Source organism: Nocardia niigatensis NBRC 100131 (assembly GCF_000308655.1).
Taxonomy (GTDB): domain Bacteria; phylum Actinomycetota; class Actinomycetes; order Mycobacteriales; family Mycobacteriaceae; genus Nocardia; species Nocardia niigatensis.
In genome coordinates this window covers 113,259-128,239 of the sequence record NZ_BAGC01000071.1, presented here as the reverse complement: position 1 = coordinate 128,239, position 14,981 = coordinate 113,259, and the positions used below count along the sequence as shown (strand labels likewise).

Genomic DNA, 14,981 nt, shown 5'->3' with positions numbered 1-14,981 from the left:
CCGATTCGGGCCGATGCCGCCGATTCGGGCTAATGCTGGGGTTCGGCGGGTTCCTCCAGCGTGCGGGCCAGCTCGATATCGGTCACCAACTGCACCATCAGATCCCGCAGCTCACAGTCGGGCAGATGCTCGGCCGCGAACTCGAACGGCTCGGACACGTCCAGCCCGCCCTGGGTGGCGGCCAGGATCACCCACGGAATCCCCACCTCGGCCACCCCGAGTCGCTCCCGGATCAGATCGGTGGTGTCGTCCACCAGCCCGGCCCGGGCGGCCACCGCGGCCGTCATCTGCTCGTCCAGTTCGGCGCGCCGCCGCTCCAGCAGTCCGGCATCGGCGTTCGCCTCCTGCCTGGGCGTGGTGCGCACCGAACCGTCCTCATAGACCTGGAAGCCCTCGTTCACGCAGATGGTGCCCAATTTCACCTCGGCCTCGGCCAGCTCGGGCAGGCTGCGCAGGCAGTCCAGCACCGCGTCCAGGGCCGCCACCAGGCGGTCGCGAATATCGCGGCGGCGCACCAGCTCCCGATCGGCGTCCTCCCGCTCGGACAGCACCTGCTCGACCGCGCGGCCGATCTGGAAGGCCATGGCGGTGGACTCGGGCGCCCAGCCGCCGCTGGGGACGTACTCGCCGTGCTTGGGAGTGATGGTGTCGAGGAAGGCGTTCACGGCATCGAGCAGGTCACGCAGCTGGTCTCGGGACACGGCGGGGTGCCGGAAGGCTCGCAGGTACTGTTCGTGCGCTTCCGCGGGATCGACCTCACCGTCGCTCACCCAGCCGATACTGCCACGCCGTCCGGGCATCCCCGGACACCACCGCCGCCATCGCCACGGTCCGTGTCGCCGCGTTTCTCGTAGAGTGGGCAGCGACAGCACCGACAACGAAGGGTCGATCTTGTCCGCAGTTTTGGTGAAGGGCCAGAACGGCCCTCTGAGCGTCCATGATCTGGTGATCAGCGTGCAGGTGGCCGCACCGGCCGACCTCTCGGCACTACTGGTGACCACCGCAGGCACGGTACGTTCCGATGCCGATTTCGTCTTCTTCAACCAACCCTCCGGGCCCGGTGTCACCCTGCGGCCCGGCGCACCCGGCCAGGCCGCCGTCCTCGCCGTCTCCCTGGACGCGATTCCCGCTGATATCGAACAGCTTCGGGCCGTCATCACCCTCGACGACGCCAACGCCAGCTTCGGGCAGCTGACGGCACCGGTCGCCCGGGTGAGCGACACGTCCGGAAACGTGTTGTACGAGTACCGGATCGACGACCTCAGCACCGAATCCATCGTCATCGCACTGGAGTTGTACCGTCGCCAGGGCGGATGGAAGGCGCGTGCCGTCGGACAGGGCTACGCGGGCGGATTCGCCGCCCTGGTCACCGATCACGGTGTCCACGTGGACGGGGCCGCGCCGGCCGCGGCGCCGGCTCCCGCGCCGCCGCCCCCGCCCGCTCCCGAGCAGTCCGCGCCGCAGCAATTCGTGCCCGCGCCCGAGCAATTCGCGTCCAGCGGATACCCGGCCCCCGTGCCCACCGGCGATTACGCGCCGACCGGCGGCTATCCCCCGCCCCCACCCGCGCCGGGTTATCCACAGCCCGTTGAGCAGTACCCGCCCACCGGCGGATACCCGCCGCCGGCGCCGCAATACGCGCCCACCGGCGGCTATCCGCCGCCCGCACCGGCCGAGCAGTACCAGCCGACCGGTGGCTACCCGCCGCCGCCCGGCCCGGGGTATTCGGCTCCGGGACAGTCGTATCCGCCGCCGCCCGCCTACCAGCAGCCCGTCGGCGGTTTCCCCCCGCCCGCCGGGTACGCGCCGCCCGCCCAGGAGGATCGCGATCTGCCGGTCGGCCACGCCGTCAGCCTGGTCAAGGGCCAGCGCATCAATCTGCGCAAAGAGGGCGGCAGCGCACTGGGTTACGTGAAGATGGGCCTGGGCTGGGATCCGGTCAAGCGCGGCGGCATCTTCGGCAACAAGTCCGTCGACGTGGACCTGGACGCCTCGGTGGTGCTCTTCGCCGACCGCAGCCCCGTCGACGTCGTCTACTACGGCAGCCTCAACTCCAAGGACGGGGCCATCCGCCACCAGGGTGACAACCTCACCGGCGAGGGCGACGGCGACGACGAGGAGATCATGGTCGATCTCTCCCGCATCCCGGCCCACGTCACCACGCTGCTGTTCATCGTGACCTCCTACAAGGGCCACACTTTCGAGCAGATCGCCAACGCCTACTGCCGCCTGGTGGACAGCGCCAACAATGCCGAGCTCGCGCGGTTCACCCTCGCAGGCGGCATGTCCTACACCGCGATGGCGATGGCCAAGATGTACCGCCCGGCCCCCGGCGCGGACTGGAAGCTCGAGGCGCTCGGCGAGGGCTTCCAGGCGAAGCACCCCGGCGAGGCGGTGCCGCAGCTGGCCCGCTTCCTCTGAATCGAGCGGCCGCCCAACGCGAAGTCCCCCGTGCTGATCGGCACGGGGGACTTCGGTTTTCGCTAGGGGACCGGCAGCGGCTGCCGGGGCCGCAGGAACGGCGGCAACCAGGCCACCTGCGGATCCGGGGCGCGATTGAGAATCCCGCCGCCCGGATCGTCGATGCCGTCGCGGCGCACCGGATCCTCGTCCGGATGATAGATCTGCCGGATCACCAGGACGCACAACGCGACCACCGCCAGATCGCGCAGCACCACCGTGCCGGTGAACCACTGCTCGGGCAGGCCCCTGTGATCCGGGCCCAGGTAATAGAACATGCGCGGCACCCAGACCAGGGCGTCGATCGTCATCCACGCCAGCAGGATTCGCCGCTGCGGCAGCGCCAGCACCGCCAGCGGTACCAGCCACAGCGAATACTGCGGGCTCCACACCTTATTGGTGAGCAGGAACGCCGCCACCACCAGGAAGGCCAACTGCGCCAAGCGCGGCCGGCGCGTCGCCGTCAGGCCGATCCAGCCGATACCCGCGCAGGCCGCCAGGAACAGCAGCAGCGATACCGCGTTCAGAATCGAGGGCGACTGCTGCGCGCTCAGCACCCCGTCGAAGCCGGTCCATCCGGTGAACGAGGTGATCACGTTGTAGAACGAATCCGGGTCGGCGTGCCGTTCGGTGTTGAGCCGGAAGAACTCCCACCAGCCGTTCGGATACAGCGCCGCGATGGGCGCGTTCACCGCCAGCCAGGTGATGGCCGCCGCCGCGATCGCTCCGCCCGCCGCGCGCATCGGGCGGATGCCGCCCCACGCCGCCTCGTCCTCACCGAGTCGCTCGGCGCGGGCGCACAGGATCAGGATCGGGCCCAGCAGCAGCAGCGGATACAGCTTCGCCGCCCCGCCCAGGCCCAGCAGAATGCCCGCCAGCACCGGCCGCCGCCGGCCCCAGGCCAGCAGCCCGCCCGCCGCGAAAGCCGTTGCCAGCGTGTCGAAATTGGTGAAGGCGTGCACCAGCACCAGCGGCGACAGCGCCATCAGCGCGGCATCCCAGACCCGCCGCCCCGCGGACAGGGCCGTCGCCCAGATGGTCACCAGCCAGGCCAGCGCCAGCCCGACGGCCACCACATCGAAGTAGATGACCACCTCGAGCGCCCGGTGCCCCGGCAGCGGTGACAGCTTCCACGCCTTGGCGATTCCCATGGAGATGTACTGGTACAGGCCCGACAGCACCGGATACTCCATGTACCGGACCTGCGGGCGGCCGTCGGGGAACTCCACCCACTGCTTCTTGTACGGGAACGCGCCCTCGTTGAGATGCTCGGCCCCGTACAGCGGCACGGTGTCGGAGTAGCACATGGCGATGTACTGCCGGCCGTTGTTCCAGTCCAGACCCATCACGCCCGCGGCGTCCGGCCGCTGCTGGATACAGGCCGCCTTGCCGAACCAGCTGAACGCCAGGAACAGCACCGCGAACGCCATCAGCACCCGCATGGGGGTCCAGAACCGCACCCGGCCGATCACCGCGTGGTCGCCGACCGGTCCGCCGATCAGATCGCACAGCTGCGCGGTCAGCGTATCGGTGCGACTCGGTTTGTCCCGGTCGTCGGCCGACCGCAGATCGGCCGCCAGCGGTTCCGGCGACTCGTAGACCACCGGCGTATCGCGCTGTGCGCCAGCATCTTCCACTCCTGGTGCCTCCCCCGGCTTCAGCGCGTCACCGGCCGGCGCGCCCGAGGCGGCCGGCCGGTGCACCAGTTCCTGCTCGATCACGGCAGCAGGCTACCGAGTCGGCCGTGACCCGTTCCCATTGCCGTTCCCATTGCCGTTTCCGTAGCCGCCGTTCGGCGCGGTCGTCGGCGTCGATCCGTCGGCCGGCGCGACCGGCTGACCCGGCATCGGACCGGGCCCGGTGCCGGCGCCATTGCCCTGGTCCTGCGTCTGGGTCTCGGGCTGGGACTGCCGCTGGTTCTGCGGGTTCGGGGCCAGTCCCGGAACCGGAATCGACCACGGCAGACCCGGAATCGGCATCTGGCTGGTGGTGATCACCGGCGGCGCCACCGGCGCCTCGGTGGTCGAGGGCGCGGTGTACGGTGCCGACCAGGACGGCACACCGGCCTGACCGCCGATCACGGCCGGCTTCGGGAAGTTCTCGTTGGGCGTGCCCTTGAGGGCCCCGTCCATGGTCGCCTTCCAGATATCGGCCGGCAGACCCGAGCCGTAGATCATGCCGCCGTTGGCATTGCGCAGCGCGTCACCCTGGTCGGTACCCACCCAGACCGCGGTGGACAGCGACGGGGTGAAGCCCACCATCCAGGCGTCGCGGTTCTCGTTGCTGCCGTCCTTCTGGTTGGTACCGGTCTTGGTGGCCGAGAGGCGGCCGCCGGCGAGCTGGTGGTTGCGCGACCACGCCGCGATGGGCTTCATCGCGTCGGTCACGTTGTCCGCCACCGCCGCCGAGACCCGCTGCTCACCCGCGGTCTCGCCGCGGTCCAGCAGCACGGTGCCGTCGGAGGCGACGACCTTCTGCACGAAGTGCGGCGCGTGGTACATGCCCGAGGCCGCCAGGGTGGCGTACGCGGAGGCCATGTCCAGCGTGCGCACCCGGTACTGACCCAGCACGATGCCGTTGTTGGGTGGGCTGCCGTCCGGCTCGACGAGGGTCTTGCCCACGCCCGGAATGGTGTCCGGGATACCGAGCTTGTGCGCCATGTCGGCGATCTTCTGCGGACCGTTGCCCGTCATGTCCAGCTCCATGCGATAGAAGCTGGTGTTCAGCGAGCGCTTCAGCGCCTCGGCGATGGTGCACATGCCGCACTGCTCACCCTCGACGTTGGTGATGGTGATGCCGTGGACGGTGACCGGCGAGGAGTCGTACAGCGTCGAGAGCGGCTTGCCCATCTCCAGGTTCTCGGCCAGACCGAAAACCTTGAACGAGGAGCCCGGCGGCAGACCCTGATTCGCGTAGTCGAGGCCCTGACCGTCGGAGCCGCCGTAGTAGGCGCGCACCGCACCGGTCTTCGGATCCACCGACGACAGCGCGGCGCGCAGCTTGTCGGGTTCGCCGTCCATCACCTTGGTGACCGCGTCCACGGCCGCCTGCTGCGCCTTGACGTCGATGGTCGTGGTGATCTGCAGGCCCTCGGTGTTCAGGTCGTGCTCGGTGATGCCGGCGGCCTCGAGTTCCTTGAGCACCTGCGTCTTGATCAGGCCCTCCGGCCCGGCATCCAGCGTCTTGTCCTTCTGCGCCTGCGCCGCCGGAATCACGGTGGGGTACTGCATGTTCGCGCGATCCGTCGCGGGCAGGTTGCCGCCGTCGACCATGCCGTCCAGCACGTACTTCCAACGGGCCTGCGCCCCTTGCGGATTCTTCTCCGGATCCAGGTTCGACGGCTGCTGAATGGTCGCGGCCAGCACCGCGCCCTCGGCCACCGACAGGTCCTGGACCTTCTTGTCGAAGTACGCCTTGGACGCCGCGTCGATACCGTAGGCACCACGGCCGAAGTAGATGGTGTTCAGGTACGCGGCCAGGATCTGATCCTTGGACCACTGCTTGGCCATCTTGGCCGAGATCACCAGCTCGCGCAGCTTACGGGTCAGCGAGTGCTCGTTACCGACCATCGCGTTCTTCACGTACTGCTGGGTGATCGTCGAACCACCACCGGCGTCGGTGTTTCCGGTCAGCTGACCGACGAACGCGCGGCCGAAGCCCTGGATGGAGAAGCCCGGGTTGGTGTAGAAGGAGCGGTCCTCCGCGGCGATCACCGCATTGCGCACGTGCGGCGGGATCTGGTCGATCGTCACGTCGGTGCGGTTGCCCTCCGGCGGAATGACCTTCGCCAGCACCGAGGTTCCGTCGCTCATGAACATGGTGGCCACCTGATTGTTCTTCAGGTCGCCGGGCTGTGGCACGTTCACCGTCGAATACGCGTACAGGAACACCGAACTCGCGAGTCCGAGCACCAGCGCCATGCCGATGTAGACCAGGCGCCGGGCCAGCCGCCAATACGAGGTCTTGCGAGGCTTGCCGCTCTGGCCGCCACCGCCGGAGCCGCCACCGGGCCGCCGCGGCGGCGGTCCCGAGGGGGTGCCGTTCTGCGCGCGCCGGGTCGCGGGCTGCGCGCCCGACGGCGGGCGGGTGCGGTCGTCGGCCGGGCGCGGCCGGGTGCCGGTGCCCGTGCCGGCTCCCGAGCGCACGGCGCGCTCGGGGATCCGCTGGGTGCGGTCGGAGGCGGCCGCCCGCGGGGCGTGATTCGGAACCGCTTGGCGCGCTCCGGTATTCACCCTCTCGTTCGGGCCGGAATTGGCGGGATGGGGAAGTTTGCGTGTCGCATCCGGATTGCCGTTGCCCGCGCCGGGCCGCTGCTGCGGCGGCCCCGGACGTCGCGGCGGCTGACCGCCCTGCGGTGCGGGTCCGCGCTGCGGCTGCCCGTTCGGTCCGCGCGGCGGTATGCCGCCGGGACCTCCCACGGGTCCGCGCTGCGGGCCACCGTTGCCGGGCGCGGGGCGCCCCGCGGGCTGACGCGCCCCGGGCGGCGGGCCTGCCGGTCTGGGCGGCGGGTAGCCGCCTGGGCCGGATTGCGAACCGCCACGGGGGCGGCCGCCGTGCGGTCCGTCGTCATAGGGCGATGTCACAGCCTGGCTCTCCAATAACTAGCTCGATAGGGTCCGGGTGGCTCATGCGGTCACGCGTGCACCGCGGCGGGCACGCTCGTGCCCGCTGTTCAGCAGTCGACGTGGCCTCTCACTCGGCGGCCGTGCGACGGGCGCCGGTGCGGCGGCGCCTCGTCGGTGCCGGGGCCAAGCCCAGCACATAGGACTGCACCAGATGATTCCAACTGCAGGTCCGGCACACCTCGACCACATGCACCGAGAACTCTTCGCGAGTCTCGGCCAACCGGACCAGTTCCTCCGGCGTGCGGGCGGAACCCGCGACGGGACCCAGCCCGTCGCCGTAGACCCACGATACGAGAGTCAGCTGCTCTTTCCTGCAGATAGGGCATGTGACCTCGCTCCCCCGCCCGTGGAACTTCGCCGCACGCAACAGGTACGGATTCGCATCGCACACTTCGGCGACGTCCACCCTGCCCGCGTAGACGTCGGCCAGCAGGGACCGGCGCCGGAGCGCATAGTCCACTACCTGCCGCTGTATTCGCACGGGACCCAGAGTACTTGCGGGGGCCCCGAGCCCGCACGCGCTGTTCCGCCTCCCCGGAACTTTCGGCGCCGCCGGGGGCCGTCGCCGGCGGCGGAGTGCGCGCAAAATATATCGGCGCGATATAGTTTGGAACTGCATCCATCGGTTAGGTCTGAACACAACAGTCAGGAGGTGAAGCCCGTGCTGGAGTTGGCAATCCTCGGGCTGCTCCTCGAATCACCGATGCACGGCTACGAGTTGCGCAAGCGGCTCACCGGTCTGCTGGGCCCGTTCCGGGCCTTCTCCTACGGGTCGCTGTATCCGACCCTGCGGCGCATGCAGTCCGACGGCCTCATCGCGGAGGAGAGTCCGCAGGGCTTGGCAACACGCCGTGCGCGGCGCGTCTACAACCTGACCGACACCGGGCGGGAGCGGTTCGCGGAACTGCTCGCCGATACCGGACCACAGAACTACACCGACGACGGCTTCGGCGTTCATCTGGCCTTCTTCGGCCGCACCCCCGCGGAAGCGCGGATGCGAATCCTGGAGGGACGGCGGAGGCAGGTCGAGGAGCGCCGAGAAGGACTGCGGGAAGCGATAAAACGCGCCAGCGGGCAACTGGACCGCTATACCCGCCAGCTCCATCAACTCGGTCTCGAATCAAGCGAGCGCGAAGTGCGCTGGCTCAACGAGTTGATTGCTGCGGAGCAATCGACGAAGGCGGCACCACAGAAAGAGGGAAATATCGGCCATGAGTGAGATCAACACCGAAGTTCGGGTGGCCATCGTCGGCGTGGGTAACTGCGCATCTTCCCTGGTTCAGGGCGTGCAGTACTACAAGGACGCGGACGAGAATTCGACCGTTCCCGGACTCATGCATGTGAAGTTCGGTCCCTACCACGTCCGCGATGTGAAGTTCGTCGCCGCGTTCGATGTCGACGCCAAGAAGGTCGGCTTCGACCTGTCCGACGCGATCTTCGCCAGCGAGAACAACACCATCAAGATCTCCGACGTGCCGCCGTCGGGCATCACCGTGCAGCGCGGTCCCACGCTGGACGGCATCGGCAAGTACTACGCGCAGACCATCGAGCTTTCCGAGGCCGACCCGGTCGACGTCGTCAAGGTGCTGCAGGATGCCAAGGTCGACGTCCTCGTCTCCTACCTTCCGGTCGGATCCGAAGAGGCCGACAAGTTCTACGCCCAGTGCGCCATCGACGCGGGTGTGGCCTTCGTCAACGCGCTGCCGGTGTTCATCGCCTCCGACCCGGTCTGGGCGCAGAAGTTCGTCGACGCCGGTGTGCCGATCGTCGGTGACGACATCAAGTCCCAGGTCGGCGCGACCATCACCCACCGTGTGATGGCCAAGCTGTTCGAGGACCGCGGCGTCGTGCTGGACCGCACCTACCAGCTCAACGTCGGCGGCAACATGGACTTCAAGAACATGCTCGAGCGCGAGCGGCTGGAGTCGAAGAAGGTCTCCAAGACCCAGGCCGTGACCTCCAACCTCGAGGGCCCGCTCTCGGGCAAGGTGTACGACCGCAACGTGCACATCGGCCCGTCGGACTACGTCGAGTGGCTCGACGACCGCAAGTGGGCCTACGTCCGGCTCGAGGGTCGCGCCTTCGGTGACGTGCCGCTGAACCTGGAGTACAAGCTCGAGGTGTGGGACTCGCCGAACTCGGCCGGCATCATCATCGACGCCGTGCGCGCGGCCAAGATCGCCCGCGACCGCGGCATCGGCGGCCCCGTCCTCCCGGCGTCGGCCTACCTGATGAAGTCCCCGCCCAAGCAGCTCGCCGACGACGTCGCGCGCGCCCAGCTGGAGGCCTTCATCATCGGGGCCGAGTAGGGACGTTCGTAAAGCAAAGGGCGGCATCGCGGTTCGCGATGCCGCCCTTCGTCGTCCGATCTCAGTCGAGGGAGACGTAGACCTCGACCGAGGTGGGGCCGGTGTAGCGCTCGATCTCCGCGGTGTGGGAGCGGGTGATGGTGCCCGCGTTCTCGGCCTTGGCGACCTTGGCCCACGCGGTGCGCAGCAGGTCGTAAGGTTTGTCGGAGACAACGAATTTGGCGTAGCGGCCGGCGGGGATGCGGGTCATCACATCGCCGGTGTCGAGGTCGGTCATGCCCGAAAGCTGGTATCCCAGAACGGCTACCGCGTGGTCGTTCTGGCCGATGTAGGCCGCGACGCGTTCGGCGCTCTTCTCCCGGGCCAGATAGCGATCCCAGGTGAAGTTGACCAGGTCCAGGTCGCGGGCGGTGACCTCGCGGCCCGCCAGGGGGATGGTCAGCCCGCCGACCAGGAACTCATCCAGGGTGACGATTTCGAAGTCCACGGCCCCTACCCCTCCACGCTCGGATCCAGCGCGACGAAAACCTCCACGGTCCGGTTGTCCGGATAGTGCTCGAAATCCCCGGTGTAGGCGCGCACCAGGGTGCCCGCCGCCTCGAGGTCCCAGACCGTGCGCCAGATCGACACGATGATGTCGCCGAGATTGTCGCCACTGCGAATGATGCGAGCGAATTTACCGGCCGGGATACGGGCGAGTACATCGCCGGGCAATAGGTCGTCCGCCTTCTTGCATTCGTAGCCCACGATATGTGTCAGATACGAACCGATCTCGGGTGCGTGATCCACATAGGCGGTCGCCGGCGGGCCGGGCAGATCGCGTGCCAGATTACGTTTCCAGGCCTCCTCGACCTTCGCGCGGCGCGGCCCTTCGACCGCGAGTGCCGGACTGCGTAGCACCGTTCCGGCTACCAGCGTTTCGTGGCGTTCAACGACATTGAATTCCACCGGCGTCGCCCCTATGTCTCGTGCTGTCTCCGACCCCACCCTGCTCCCAACCCGCATCCTGCCACCGTCATCCGGAGTCGCTGAATCCGGTGGCGGCTTCCACAATATCCGCGGCCGCGCACGGATGGGCGCGGAGGCACGAAACATGATCAATACCGCCTCTCCGAGCCCCTAGCGCGCGGCCGGGAGCCGTGGGGTTGGGCACGCGTGCCGGCGGGTGGGAGCCGAACGAATTCCGGACGTGCGCGATGAGTTACCCCAGCCGTTGCGAAATCGGTTGTCGCCTTGGCATACGCGGACAGATCGCTGGCTAGCCGGGGACCGGAACGCTCAGGCCGGGGAAGATCTCCACTTCCCTGGGGGTCGTGGCCGGGGGGATGACCAGCACCGGTTGTTGCTGGGGGGACGTCGGGATGGGCGGGTTGAGGAGGTCGAAATTGCCGGTGGCGGGGGGTGTTCCGGTGGCCGGATCGGGGGTTTGGTCGGGGATCAGGTTGGGGGGTGGGGCGGAGCTGAGGGCTGGATTGGGGAATTGGTCGACTGGGGTGCCGTCGAGTGCGGCGTCCATGGTCTGTTTCCACAGGTCGGCGGGGAGGCCGGAGCCGTAGATGGCCGCGCCGCGGGCGGTGTGGATGGGTTGGGGCTGTTCGGTTCCCACCCAGACGGCGGTGGACAGGGACGGGGTGAAGCCGACCATCCAGGCGTCCTTGTTCTGGCCGCTCTCGCCGAGCTGGGTGGTGCCGGTCTTGGCGGCGGAGGGGCGGCCGCCGGCCAGGGTGTGGCCGTTGGAGTAGGCGGCGATGGGGAGCATGGCGCCGGTGACGGCGTCGGCGACCGTGGCCTGGATGCGCTGTTCGGGCTTGCGCGGGTCCGCGCCGCGGTCGAGCAGCACCCGGCCGTCGCCGGTCACGACCTTCTGCACGAAGTAGGGCGCGCGGTAGACGCCGGAGGCGGCGAGGGTGGCGTAGGCGGAGGCCATGTCGATGGGGCGGACCGAATACGCGCCGAGCACGATGGCCGGCAGCGGTGGTCCGCCGCCGTCCTCGGTGAGCGTCTTGCCGGGCACGCCCGGAATCTGGTCGGGGATCCCGGCCCGATGTGCCGCGTCCGCAATGGCTTTCGGGCCCTCGAACAGCGACTGCGCGAGCCGGTAGAAGCTGGTGTTGAGCGAGCGTTTGAAGGCCTCGCCCAGGGAGCAGATGCCGCAGGACTCGTTGCCCACGTTCTGGATCTTCTCCCCATTGACGGTGAGGGGTGCGCTGTCGAGCCGGTAGGACAGCGGAATGCCCTGCTCGAGCGCGGCCACCACGGCGAAAGTCTTGAAGGCCGAACCGGTTTGCAGCGGGGCCTGCGCGAAATCGAAGCCGATGCCGTCGGGCCCGCCGTAGTAGGCGCGCACCGCTCCCGAGCGCGGGTCGACCGACACCACCGCGGTGCGCAGTTCGCCGGGCTGCCCGCCCAACACGGAGCCGACCGCGTTCAGCGCGGCCTGCTGCGCCTTGGCGTCGATGGTCGTGATGATCTGCAGCGCACCGGTGTTCAGTTCTCGCTCGCCGATCCCGGAGGCGCGCAGTTCGCGCAGCACCTGGGCGCGGATCAGGCCCTCGGGGCCGCGCGGGGTGCTGTCGTCGGCCTGGGGACCGGGCACGATGGCCGGAAACTGGGTGGCGGCACGGTCGTTGTGGCCGAGCTCACCCATCTCGACCATGCCGTCGAGCACGTAGTTCCAGCGGGCGCGCAGCTGTTCGAGGTGGGTCTCCGGATCCAGCAGCGAGGGGGTGCGGATCACCGAGGCCAGGACCGCGCCCTCGGCGAGGGTCAGCGCGGGCGCGGGTTTGCCGAAGTACGCGTTGGCCGCGGCCGAGATGCCGTAGGCGCCGCGCCCGTAGTAGATGGTGTTGAGATACGCCGCGAGGATGTCGTCCTTGCTCCATTCGCGGGCCATCTTGGCGGAGATGATGAGCTCGCGCATCTTGCGGCTCAGGGTGCGTTCCGAGGTCAGGAAGGCGTTCTTCACGTACTGCTGCGTAATGGTGGAGCCGCCGCCAGCGTCGTCGCGGCCGAGCAGGTTGTCGCGAGCCGCGCGCAGGAACGCGGAGGTGGAGTAGCCCGGATTGCTGTAGAAGTTGCGGTCTTCGGCGGCCAGGACGGCCCGGCGCACCGGCAGCGGCACGTCGGTCAGCGGCACCGGTACCCGATTGCCTTCCGGCGGAACGACTTTCGCGATCACGGTGGCGCCGTCGGAGCTGAGGATGGTGGCGATCTGGTTGGTCTGCACCGTATTCGGGTCCGGGATCTCGGCGCTCCAGTAGGCGATGCCCAGCAGGGTGGTCGGCATGACCACCAGGACCAGGAACACCGCCAGCACCGGTCGCCCGATGCGTTGCGCGCGGGTGCGCGGCGGGCGCGGCGCGGGTTCGGGCTGATCGGGACCGCGGGGCGGTTTGGGACGGCGCCGGGGCCTGCCGTGCGATGCGTGGCGCGCCCGCTGGGCGGCCGCCCGGGCCAGCTCGTTCCACCCGGCCGTGCTGGTCGATGACGCGGATTCCCCACGCCGCCTGCTGCGGGACGAGCTCACGAGCATCTCCTTCCGGAGCGTCGACAAAGCTTTCGAGGCGACCGCGACCACCCCGCGCGGCGGGTCCAATGCTAATCGACGCGCCCGGACGGACGGGGTAAGTGGTTCCGGGACAACGGCCCCGGACCACTCCCCCGAGCGGTCAGCTCTTGACGCCGCCGGCGGTGAGTCCGGAGATGATGCGGCGCTGGAACAGCAGCACCATGATGACGAGCGGGATGGTGACGATGGTGCCCGCGGCCATGATCGCGGTGTACGGCGGAACCAGCGGATCGTTGCCGGAGAAGCGGGCGATCGCCTTGGTCACCGGTTCCGTCTTGTCGCTGGAGAGCAGGGAGGCCAGCAGGTATTCGTTGACCGCGGCGATGAACGCCAGGATCGCGGTGGTGAACACGGCCGGCGCGGCCAGCGGCAGCATGATCAGCCGGAACGCCTGGAACCGCGACGCGCCGTCGATGCGGGCGGCCTCCTCCAGTTCCCAGGGCAGCTCGGCGAAGAACGAGGCCAGGATGTACACCGTCATGGGCAGCACGAACGAGATGTTCGGAATGATCATGGCCTGGTACTGGCCGATCCAGCCGATATTGGTGAACAGCTGGAACAGCGGGGTCACCAGCACGACGGCCGGGAACATGGAGGCCGACAGCACCAGCCCGGACACCAGGTACTTGCCCTTGAAGGTCAGCCGGGCCAGCGCGTAGGCCGCCATCACGCCCAGGATCAGCGCGGCCGCCGTGGTGGCGCTGCCGATGACCACGCTGTTGACCAGCGCGCGGCCGAAGTTGTTGCCGCGGCTGGTGTCGAAGGCGTTGCGGAAGTTCTCGAGCGTGACGTGGGTCGGCCACGGCGTGTTGTCGAAGGTGTAGGCCGGATCGCGCAGGGCGGTGACGACCATCCAGTAGAAGGGGCCGAGCCCCCACACCAGCACGATCAGCGCACCCAGGTACACGCGCCCGGACTTCAGTCGCTTGGTCCACGAAACCGATTGCTGGATCGGCTTTTTCGGTTCGGCCACGACGTTCTCGGTGATATCGATGCTCATCAGTGCGCCTCCCGCTGCTCTTCCTGGGTGCGAACGGCGTTCGCGCCCAGCACCTTCACCAAGAAGAACGCCACGGTGAAGATGAGCAGGAAGGTGATGACCGACAGCGCGGAAGCGCTGTTGGGCAACGACTTCGACTCCGTCACCAGCATCGAGACGGTGCGGGTGGCGGCCAGGTTGCGCGTCATGATGGCGGGCAGGTCGTACAGGCGCAGCGCGTCCATGGTGCGGAACAGGATCGCCACCAGCAGAGCGGGTTTCAGCAGCGGCAGCGTGATGTACACGAAGCGCTGCCAGGCGGACGCACCGTCCACCCGGGCCGCCTCGTAGACGTCCTCCGGGATGACCTGCAGGCCGGCCAGGATCAGCAGCGCCATGAACGGGGTGGTCTTCCACACGTCGGCGATGATGACCGCGAAGCGCGCGGGCCAGGCGTCGGCGGTCCACAGGATGTGGGTGCCGAGGACCCGGTTCACCACGCCGTTGTACTGGAACATGAACTCCCACAACCGCGCTGTGACCGCGGTCGGGATGGCCCAGGGGATCAGCACGGCGGCGCGCAGCAGCGCCCGGCCCTTGAAGGTCTTGCCCATGATGACCGCCATGCCGAGCCCGATGGTGGATTCGAGCGCCACCGTGACCACGGTGAACAGCAGGGTGACCCCGACGGCGGCCCAGAACTGGGAGCCGGTGTTGCCGGGCGGGCAGGACACGGTCTCGCCGAGCGAGTTGGTGCACTGCTGCAGCAGCCAGTGGCTGTAGTTGCTGAATCCGGCGCTGCCGCCTTCGACGAACATGCCGGTGGATTTGTCCAGGCCGGCGTCCTTCTGAAAGGACATCCACACCGCCCGGCCCACCGGATAGCCGATGACGACGGTCAGTGCGAGCAGTACGGGCGCGACGAACATCCAGGCCCGGGCCGAAACCCCGAGGGCGGACCCGCGGCGTTTCGGTCGTGGCTGGTCGTCTCGCATTGCTTTTTCCGTCAGGTCGGGCGGCGGCGCGACATCGGTCGCTCC

At 68.7% G+C, this 14,981-nt stretch carries 12 protein-coding genes; 3 read left to right on the top strand and 9 right to left on the bottom strand.

Features of this window, described 5'->3' with window-relative positions; all coding sequences use genetic code 11:
- Positions 1–29 precede the first annotated feature (29 nt).
- Positions 30–770: a hypothetical protein gene (locus ON33_RS29870; RefSeq protein WP_040862444.1), complete on the bottom strand. Its 741-nt coding sequence runs from the start codon at positions 768–770 to the stop codon at positions 30–32.
- A gap of 121 nt (positions 771–891) precedes the next feature.
- Between ON33_RS29870 and ON33_RS29865 the strand changes: the two genes are divergently transcribed.
- Positions 892–2,421, top strand: coding sequence for a TerD family protein (locus ON33_RS29865; RefSeq protein WP_040862626.1), 1,530 nt, complete (start codon positions 892–894; stop codon positions 2,419–2,421).
- Between the two features lie 62 nt (positions 2,422–2,483).
- Here the strand turns inward: ON33_RS29865 and ON33_RS29860 are convergent, their stop codons facing one another.
- The 3 genes from ON33_RS29860 to ON33_RS29850 all read right to left on the bottom strand — a co-directional run bounded on the left by ON33_RS29860 (position 2,484) and on the right by ON33_RS29850 (position 7,566).
- On the bottom strand, positions 2,484–4,097 hold the full coding sequence (locus tag ON33_RS29860) for a glycosyltransferase family 87 protein (protein WP_051153137.1): 1,614 nt from the start codon (positions 4,095–4,097) through the stop codon (positions 2,484–2,486).
- Positions 4,098–4,190: 93 nt separating this feature from the next.
- Complete coding sequence (locus ON33_RS29855) at positions 4,191–6,380, bottom strand: transglycosylase domain-containing protein (RefSeq protein WP_083869412.1); 2,190 nt, start codon at positions 6,378–6,380, stop codon at positions 4,191–4,193.
- 772 nt (positions 6,381–7,152) lie between these two features.
- A complete protein-coding gene (locus ON33_RS29850) occupies positions 7,153–7,566 on the bottom strand; it encodes a DUF5318 domain-containing protein (protein WP_083869388.1) in 414 nt (137 codons plus the stop codon).
- Positions 7,567–7,746: 180 nt separating this feature from the next.
- Between ON33_RS29850 and ON33_RS29845 the strand changes: the two genes are divergently transcribed.
- Both ON33_RS29845 and ON33_RS29840 read left to right on the top strand, forming a co-directional pair.
- A complete protein-coding gene (locus tag ON33_RS29845) occupies positions 7,747–8,304 on the top strand; it encodes a PadR family transcriptional regulator (protein ID WP_040862623.1) in 558 nt (185 codons plus the stop codon).
- Positions 8,297–9,394, top strand: coding sequence for an inositol-3-phosphate synthase (locus tag ON33_RS29840; RefSeq protein ID WP_040862442.1), 1,098 nt, complete (start codon positions 8,297–8,299; stop codon positions 9,392–9,394). The genes ON33_RS29845 and ON33_RS29840 overlap by 8 nt, the downstream gene beginning before the upstream one ends.
- Before the next feature lie 61 nt (positions 9,395–9,455).
- Here ON33_RS29840 and ON33_RS29835 read toward each other — a convergent pair whose 3' ends face one another.
- From ON33_RS29835 to ON33_RS29815, 5 genes are all read right to left on the bottom strand, one after another.
- Positions 9,456–9,881, bottom strand: a complete 426-nt coding sequence (locus ON33_RS29835; RefSeq protein ID WP_040862441.1) for a GyrI-like domain-containing protein — start codon at positions 9,879–9,881, stop codon at positions 9,456–9,458.
- A 5-nt stretch (positions 9,882–9,886) separates the two neighbouring features.
- Entirely contained in the window at positions 9,887–10,342 is a 456-nt protein-coding gene (locus ON33_RS29830) for a GyrI-like domain-containing protein (protein WP_040862440.1), read from the bottom strand.
- Positions 10,343–10,652: 310 nt separating this feature from the next.
- Positions 10,653–12,926, bottom strand: coding sequence for a transglycosylase domain-containing protein (locus tag ON33_RS29825; RefSeq protein ID WP_040862622.1), 2,274 nt, complete (start codon positions 12,924–12,926; stop codon positions 10,653–10,655).
- Positions 12,927–13,062: 136 nt separating this feature from the next.
- Complete coding sequence (locus ON33_RS29820) at positions 13,063–13,884, bottom strand: carbohydrate ABC transporter permease (RefSeq protein ID WP_040862621.1); 822 nt, start codon at positions 13,882–13,884, stop codon at positions 13,063–13,065.
- 77 nt (positions 13,885–13,961) lie between these two features.
- On the bottom strand, positions 13,962–14,936 hold the full coding sequence (locus ON33_RS29815) for a carbohydrate ABC transporter permease (protein WP_040862439.1): 975 nt from the start codon (positions 14,934–14,936) through the stop codon (positions 13,962–13,964).
- Between the last annotated feature and the right edge of the window lie 45 nt (positions 14,937–14,981).

Excerpts from the sequence above, each read along its gene's own strand:
- ON33_RS29855 (WP_083869412.1), bottom strand. The coding sequence starts at position 6,380 with ATGGCGCTGGTGCTCGGACTCGCGAGTTCGGTGTTCCTGTACGCGTAT.
- ON33_RS29840 (WP_040862442.1), top strand. The coding sequence starts at position 8,297 with ATGAGTGAGATCAACACCGAAGTTCGGGTGGCCATCGTCGGCGTGGGT.
- ON33_RS29825 (WP_040862622.1), bottom strand. The coding sequence starts at position 12,926 with ATGCTCGTGAGCTCGTCCCGCAGCAGGCGGCGTGGGGAATCCGCGTCA.
- ON33_RS29815 (WP_040862439.1), bottom strand. The coding sequence starts at position 14,936 with ATGCGAGACGACCAGCCACGACCGAAACGCCGCGGGTCCGCCCTCGGG.